We start from the raw sequence: 7,523 nt of genomic DNA, 5'->3' as shown, positions 1-7,523 counted from the left end.
AGGGCAGCCGCCAGGCGAGGTCGGCCCTTGTCAGACCGGCGCCGTGAAGGGGTGTTCTGCGCGGGACACCCGGCGAGGGCAAACTCGCGGCTCGCGGCAGTTGCGTGCGTCCTTTGGGCGAGCACCTGGGGCAAATCGGGCGAAAGCCGCCGCTACCTCGGACTCAGGGACCCTGGCCCGCTGCCCGACTCAACATCGTGCCCACCACCAAACCCCGACATTGGAGTTGATGCCAGACCGCGCTAACGGGCTCAAAACCCCATTTCGATGGAGCGCGGCGCTCCACTGCTCCCCGCAACTTGACCGGGCTCGTCGCCAGTTGCAGATCACGCGCAGGGGTTATCAAGGCGCGCTCACCGCTTTTATTCTCGCGGGCTCTCGTTGGAGCCGGCAGCCTTTATCTGCAGCTCACGCCTAGAACTACCCGCGTGATTTTGCCATTACTCACGCTCACGCTCGCGCTTGGTCGACACGACGCCCCGGCCACGCCGAAGGTAACGGCGTCGACGACCGCTTTTGCCGCAGCTTTGATGCCATCCCAAAGCCGTCCCCAAAACCCGCTGGACTTGCTTATCGCTTCGGCCGAAGTCAAGCCCCGGATGGTTATGGAACCGAGATCAGTGCCCGTCCCGTTCGTCGGACGTATAGTTGTCTGGCCGGTGCGACCTATAGAGATGACAAGCGCATCTCCGCGTGGTGAAGTCGCCGGGACTCGACGGGTCCTTGTGGGCGATGTGGTGGGTGGAAGGTGCTGGGAATTCGTTGACATGGTTCGCCTCCAAGTCGAACATCAAGCGCTTCATGAAGCGGGGCAAGCGCGTTTGCCAAAGGCTCAAGTTCTAGCGGATCCCGATCACGTCATCGTGTGCCTCCGAATCTCAGTGGCAAATTGCAGCGCCCAAGCCGCTGCTCCTTCGTCGTTCGGGTGCATCGTTCCGTCGAAGTCGCCTTGGGTGAGGCAGCTGGACGTTGCCCCTTGCCATAGCGGCCGCTTCGAGGAGTAACCGCGCCTGCGGAACTCCGTGCTAGGCGGAACATAGTGCCAATTGAACTGCCCTGCCTTCCGCTTGATGAGATCGTTCAGTGCGCTGCCCGCGGCCAAGATCTCCCTGTAGTCGGCTGGGGTGATGCTCATGTCAGGTCCGGAGAAAATCCCATCGGCCTTGAATGAACCGTCGGAGTCCTCGAACAGCCAGACTGGGTAACCGGTGATGTAGACGGCTCGGGGGGCCAGGGCGTCAATCTTGGACTTGAGCAGGTCGAAGTCGTCCTCGATTTGCCCTCCGACCGCTAGCAGCGCCGTCAGACGCTTCTTCATGTCCCTTCTGGCGGCTGCGTCGTCACCGGCGTTTCCAATGCCGGTGACGGCTTGGAATAGCGCCTTGGACAAGCCAAGGGAAAAATAGCTGTCGCCCTTGACAAGGTCTTCGAGCACACCGGAGAAGCCAGCGTCGTTGCCCCCTATATTGATCATCAAGACGTCGATGGTACGTCCGTTCGCGGTTTCGACGAGCTCGTCAACCTGGCCATGGCCAACGAAGTCTGACGACGGTGGCTGAATCTGGGAGTGCAGCAACCCATCGATGATTTCTGCGCCGCTGCGCGCGACCGTCACGAACGTTACGGCGTCGACTCTGTGAATGCTGCCGCGTCGGCTTCTGGCATAGCGGCTGTCGAGCATCTGGGCTGCAATTGCGGGACCCGATGTGAGGGACCGGTGAGCCTCCTTCTCGAGCCATTCAACTCTATTGTTCATATTGACGCTCTTCTTGTCGATAATCTTTGAGATCGTGACTCCCTCGCAGAATGGGCGGCCTAAGATCGGGTGAGCAGTGCCGTCGCGCATCGGGTTACCCTCGCCAGAGGCGCTAGAATCGCCTATAGAGGCGATGAACCACTCCTTGATGGTCACCCTGTTGGTGCGTTCGAAGTACCGGTTATCAATAGTCACCGCTCGCAGCGAGATGTCGTACGTGCCTGGTCCGGGAATGGTAATGGCACCCAGTTCCATTGGCATTTTTCTGCGATCCACAATGTTGCGCGAATTGAAGCCAGAACCGCGGACCTCGTTGACCGTCCACACGAACGCGTGCAGCTCCGGAGGGTACAGCGGGGGACCGTCACCCGGCGGGGCGAGGTCACCGTTGCGCTCGTCCAGCCAACCCTCTACGTCACGGCCAAGGCGGGGCTTGGTGCGCCGTTTGACAGCTGCGATCCGTCGGTAGCGGTAGGCGATCAGCCCTTCACGCGCGTTCAGATGCAGTTCATAGCCTTTCGGATTAACGAACGAGTCTTTGTACTTGTGGGTTCTGGTTGAGTAGCCACCTCGCGTGCCGAGGTAGACGGGATCGCCAACTGTCACAAGAAAGTGCGTGAGACGCTCCAGGCCGGGGTCGTGAACCGGCGCTCCGCCTCCGCCGATCTGTCCGTCACCGCTATCGCGATGCCGGCGGCGCCCGACAGGTGGAGGAGGCGTTCGACGGGTGTTCTCACTCATGGTCCCTCCGATCGAAGATGCCCGCAGGGACGACGATCCTCCCACCCGGTGTGATCGTCAAGTAGTCCGTCAGCCCTCACGTTCGGTCCGTGAGGACGCTGCTCTGGTGCGCGAAACCGGAAGGCTACGCACGCTGGTTCCGGACACTGTTCCAAGTCTGACGCAGGCACGTGCACCGCATGGTCATTGCGGCTCAAACAGCCCCTGTCAAGGGACAGTGGGACTTCCCTGTAGGCGGACAGTAGATCTCCTCGGTGGCGGACAGCTCATCTCCCTGTCCGCGGTCAGCTGATCTCCCTCGGGCGGTCAGGTCAAGGGGATCACCCCGCGTCCGGTGGTGGCCTCGGCCAGGCGTAGCGAGGTGCCCTCGGTGATGATGACGTGGGCGTGGTGCAGGAGCCGGTCGACGGCGGCGGTGGCCAGCGTCTTGGGCATGATCGTGTCGTACCCCGAGGGGTGGATGTTGCTGGTGACCGCCAGGGAGCGGCGCTCGTAGGTGGCGTCGACGAGTCGGTAGAACGCCTCGGCAGCGGCCTGCCCCGAGGGCAGCATGCCGATGTCGTCAACCACGATCAGCTCGGCCCGGGTGATCCTGGCCAGGACCTTGCTGACCGTGCCGTCGACCGCCGCCCGCCCGATCGCGGCGGTGAGGGACTCCAGGGGTGAACCAGGACACCCGCATGCCCTCGTCGATGACCTTGTGCGCCAGGGCCTCCACGAAATGGTCTTGCCCGTGCCCGAGGGGCCGCTGATCGCGAGGTTCTCCGCGCGGTGGACCCACTCCAGGGCGGCGAGGGCGGACTGGGTCGGGGCCGGGATGGAGAAGTCCTGCTCACGCCAGGACGCGAACGTCTTCCCCGCGGGCAGCCCGGCGGCCTTGCGGCGCATGGCCCCGGTGGCCTCGTCACGGCCGCGGACCTCCTCATCGAGCAGCACGCGCAGCACCTCGGCCGGGTCCCACCGTTGCGCCTTCGCGGTGGCCAGGACATCGGGTGCGGCGGCGCGCAGGTAGGGCAGCCGCATCCGGCGCAGCACCTGCTCAAGGTCGGCCGGCAACGGTGGGGCCGTCCCCGGCCCGGTGGTGGTCGTCGTCCTCGTGCGCGTGCTCGTGCTGGTGGCGCTCATCGGGTGCTCCCGGTGGTGAACCCGGCCCAGCCGTTCGTGCCGGGCTGGGTGGTCGCGGTCTCGTCGGCGAGGACGAGGTCGGCGCCGCTGGTGCCGGTGGCGAGGTGGTCAACGATGCTGGCCAGGTCGGCCTCGGCGAACCTCCCGGCGGTCGCGGCGACGCCGAGCGCGGCGTCGACCCGCTCGGCCCCGACGAGGGCGGCGAGCTGGACCGCGTCGGCCATCCTGGCCCGGACCCGCACGGTCCCGGCGGCGGAGGCCTCGACCAGCCATGCCCTGGCGCCGTCCCCGAGGGCCAGGTCGGCCTCGGTCCGTGCCCGCGGCCGCAGTGGCCGTGGCGTCCCGTCGACCTCCTGCGGGTGGTGGGGGTAGTGGGACGGGTCGATCCGCGGCGTGCCCGGGGTCGAGGCCTGATGCCGGGCGGCCTCGACGAGGCCGACGACACCGCCGGCCCAGGCCGGCACGACCGGCAGGGTCGTGGTGTCGGCGACGATGATCACCTCGGACCCGACCACGCGGACCCGACCAGGCCGGGCGGGAGCGAGTAGCGCACCGAGCCGAACCGCACGGTCTGGTCGGTGGCCACGACCCGGGTCGTCCCGAGCGTCATCGTGTGCGGGCTCATCGGCAGGGTGTGCAACCGGGCCCGTTCGGTGGCCAGGGCCAGCTCGGGCACGCGGGCGGACTCGCGGTGCCTGCGCCCGTTGACCTTGGCCATGAACGCCTCGCACGCAACCCCGCAGCTGGTCGAAGGAGACGTACTCCTCGCCCAGGTTCGCCTGCGTCGGGACCAGGTCGGCCTTGGCGATCTTCACCGTAGCCTCGGTCCCGCCCTTGGACTGCGGGTCGTACGGCACGCACGTGTGGACCGTGGTGCCGTATTCACTGAACTGAAGGCGGGGGTCGGCCCGGCTCGTTTGCCGAGGGCCGGTCAGGGCCTCGGCGAAATGGTGGGGGTGGGTAGGTCAACGGTGCAACCGGGCCGCGCACATCGCCGTCGGCGTCGACATGGACGGCGTCAAGCACGTCCTGGGCATCTGGGTCCAGGCGGCCGAGGGCGCGAAGTTCTGGGCCGGCGTGTGCGCCGAGCTCGCCAACCGCGGCGTCAAGGACGTCCTCATCGTCTGCTGCGACGGGCTCACCGGTTTCCCCGAGGCGATCGAGGCGACGTGGTCCGGCGCGCTGGTCCAGACGTGCGTCGTGCACCTGATCCGGGCCTCGATGCGGTTCGTCTCCTACTCCGACCGCAAGGCCGTCGCCGCCATGCTGCGGCCGATCTACACCGCGGCGAACGAGGACGCCGCGCTGATGGCGCTGGCCACGTTCGCCGACTCCAACCTGGGCAAGAAGTACCCCGCGGCGGTCGCGTCCTGGGAGAACGCGTGGGACCGGTTCATCCCGTTCCTGGCGTTCGGGCCCGCGCTGCGCAAGGTCATCTACACGACCAACTCGATCGAGTCCCTGAACTACCAGCTGCGCAAGATCATCAAGAACCGCGGCCACTTCCCGAACGACGCCGCCGCGATCAAGCTGCTCTGGCTGGCCATCCGCAACATCGAGGACAAACGCGCCCGAGAACGCGCGAAAGAGGCCGGCCTGCCCAAGGGCACGCCCCGCAAGGCCCCCGGCAAGCTCGTCGAAGGCTCCGTCATCCAGGGCTGGAAAGCCGCCCTCGGCGAGCTCGCCCTCGTCTACCCTGACCGCATCAACGCCCACCTCTAAACCCATGTGACCCAATCACTTACACAGACATCTTGACAAGCTCGGGTCGGCAGCCCGCGCGGGACCGGGTTGGCCGGCACGTCACCGCGCACCGTCAAGAACGCGTACAGCCCGGTGATCGTGGACAGCCGGCGCCGGATCGTGCGCGTCGAGACCCCGGCCCAGTCCGCAGGCACGCCGGCGGTGACCAGGTGCGGGTCGGGCAGGCTGGCCAGTCCAGCCCGTTGCGCGGTGATGAAGCCCAGCACGTCGCACGGGGCGACCTCATCGACCGGCTTGGCGACCACCGTGGCGAAGACCTTCAGGTCGAACCACGTCGCCAGCACAGTGTTCGGGCGTGAACGCGCCGCCACGAACGCCACGTACGCATCCAACAAGGGGTCACCCAACGACCCCGGCGGTCCCGGCGTCCCCGCCTGGACCGATGGGATGACGCACGGCAACACAGCACTCATCGCAGGCTCCTCCTCGAGCGGATCGACGAGGCCAACGATGCCGCGCCGGTGACCCGGAAGATCACCTACATATCAAGCGCATGCGGTCGTGTGCGGGACCGGCTTGTCCGCCTCCGCGGCTCGATCTCAGCGCGGCGACGGCGGGAGTTCTGGCTACCGCTCGTGATGGGGCAACCCGGGCAGCCAGTAGGGCTGTCGAGCCGCAGCTCGGCGTCAAGAAGGCCTCCGCCAGCGGTGGTGCCCAACAGTTCGACAAGGGCGGGGCGATGGCCCTGGTTGCTAGAAGCGACCTGCGAGCGTTCGCGATAGTCCTGGGCACGCTGGTCGAAGTCCTCTCATGGGCTCTGCGCGCCATGACCGCCACAGAGCGCGTCCAGCCGCAAGCCTGCGACCAGCCCGCCGCAGGGCGCCTTCGGGCAGTCTGGGCGGCCTGCCCTCAGCCCCTATGGGAGCAACTAATCATATAGTCAGCGCATGCAGGAAGAACTGCGGCAACTCTGGGACTATGTGCTCACATGGAACACGCCTGGCACTCTAGGAGACGTCCTGCCCCTAGCGGTGGGGGCTTTAACTGGTGCGGTTGGAGTCCTGTACGGAGGCGCGAGGACCCGAGCAGCGCGCAAACGCGAACAGGCCCTCCAAGTCAGCGCCTGGATAGAGAGAACCGCCGACGGCACGTCCCTCATTCGTGTGCGCAACTCGTCCCGACAGCGGATTGACCAAGTACTCGTCGCCGTTTGCCCAACTCAACAAGAGCCCAAGCAGAGCAGCGCCGGGAACCGAGACGCTCAACTATTCACAGCGCAGACAGTGGGACCGGAGCGCAGTGTGGAATTTCCATTGCGGGCGACCTTCAAGAACCACATCGAGTACGAGCTCCAACTGCATTTCGTCGACCGTGACGGTCGAGGGTGGTTGATGGACGAGGCCGGCAAATTACGTCGTCAGCGTGAGCCCATCGGAATCGCGCCCTTCTCTGGCGTGACAACAGGTCAGCAGGGCGAAGTCATAGATCACAGCGCGGCAGTGTCGAGTAATGGCCAAGCCGTGGAATTGGCGGGTATGCCAATTGCTCGATTGGACTTCGATGCAGCCGACGGCAACAATGTCTCATCACTGTTTCTCCCCAAAGGGCAGACTATGCCCTCCGGCTCCATCGTTGAATTACGGCGCGATGATGGCTCAATGGCGGCGAGAGTTTTTCTTGACGAGCAGTTCAAGATTCTGAAAATAACGATATGCAATCTACCCAAAGACACCAGACACTTCGCGTTCCCGAGATACTATAGGACTGATGAGGCGTTCCATGTGTTGCTTGGGCGACAGGAGGATTCCCTGGATGAACTAGTCAATGGAAAGTATATCAAGGAGACCGAGATCTTAGGGGGAAAGCATGTCCCTGGGGGCGAACTGGCTCAGGTGGCGTACGACGACGTCGGGCATCTAGCTGCGATTTCTGTGAACAATAACAAGCTGGTGGCCGGGTTTCTGCAGGACTGATAAGTTGGGCAACCTCATGCGGCGGTGGCGGCGTCGACCGCGTTCGGCCTCGAACTGAGTGCAGCCGCCCGTCATCCCCACCCGATCGCGTCGTCCTAGGCACTCGGTTTCCAGTGTTTGAAGGACTCTCTCGTCTCGGGCAACGTCTTTCGCGTGACAGGCGAGGATCTGCTCAGCCAGTTCGGCGCATTTCTGTGGGTGCGGCGGCGTCGCCTGCGTACCCA

6 protein-coding genes and 1 pseudogene are annotated in these 7,523 nt (G+C 65.1%); 2 read left to right on the top strand and 5 right to left on the bottom strand.

Annotation, left to right across the window (positions count from 1 at the left end):
- Nucleotides 1-853 precede the first annotated feature (853 nt).
- The 4 genes from D4B81_RS16240 to D4B81_RS16225 form a co-directional block, all read right to left on the bottom strand.
- Nucleotides 854-2,497: an SGNH/GDSL hydrolase family protein gene (locus tag D4B81_RS16240; protein ID WP_122263728.1), complete on the bottom strand. Its 1,644-nt coding sequence runs from the start codon at nucleotides 2,495-2,497 to the stop codon at nucleotides 854-856.
- A gap of 306 nt (nucleotides 2,498-2,803) precedes the next feature.
- Entirely contained in the window at nucleotides 2,804-3,622 is an 819-nt protein-coding gene (locus D4B81_RS16235) for an ATP-binding protein (protein ID WP_122263727.1), read from the bottom strand.
- Nucleotides 3,619-4,137, bottom strand: coding sequence for a hypothetical protein (locus tag D4B81_RS16230; RefSeq protein WP_122263726.1), 519 nt, complete (start codon nucleotides 4,135-4,137; stop codon nucleotides 3,619-3,621). Before D4B81_RS16230 ends, D4B81_RS16235 begins: the two co-directional genes overlap by 4 nt.
- On the bottom strand, nucleotides 4,119-4,340 hold the full coding sequence (locus D4B81_RS16225; protein WP_122263725.1) for a hypothetical protein: 222 nt from the start codon (nucleotides 4,338-4,340) through the stop codon (nucleotides 4,119-4,121). The genes D4B81_RS16230 and D4B81_RS16225 overlap by 19 nt, the downstream gene beginning before the upstream one ends.
- A gap of 248 nt (nucleotides 4,341-4,588) precedes the next feature.
- On the opposite strand from D4B81_RS16225, the pseudogene D4B81_RS16220 reads away from it, so the two are divergent.
- Nucleotides 4,589-5,344: pseudogene (locus tag D4B81_RS16220) on the top strand (IS256 family transposase); the annotation flags it as partial.
- On the opposite strand, the gene D4B81_RS16215 reads toward D4B81_RS16220, so the two are convergent.
- Nucleotides 5,341-5,799, bottom strand: a complete 459-nt coding sequence (locus D4B81_RS16215; protein ID WP_122263724.1) for a site-specific integrase — start codon at nucleotides 5,797-5,799, stop codon at nucleotides 5,341-5,343. The pseudogene D4B81_RS16220 and the gene D4B81_RS16215 overlap by 4 nt on opposite strands.
- Before the next feature lie 474 nt (nucleotides 5,800-6,273).
- On the opposite strand from D4B81_RS16215, the gene D4B81_RS18265 reads away from it, so the two are divergent.
- Nucleotides 6,274-7,299: a hypothetical protein gene (locus tag D4B81_RS18265; RefSeq protein WP_161965224.1), complete on the top strand. Its 1,026-nt coding sequence runs from the start codon at nucleotides 6,274-6,276 to the stop codon at nucleotides 7,297-7,299.
- Nucleotides 7,300-7,523 lie beyond the last annotated feature (224 nt).

The sequence above is a fragment of the Ornithinimicrobium cerasi genome, assembly GCF_003702705.1.
Classification (GTDB): domain Bacteria; phylum Actinomycetota; class Actinomycetes; order Actinomycetales; family Dermatophilaceae; genus Ornithinicoccus; species Ornithinicoccus cerasi.
This window is presented reverse-complemented; position numbering and strand designations above follow the sequence as displayed.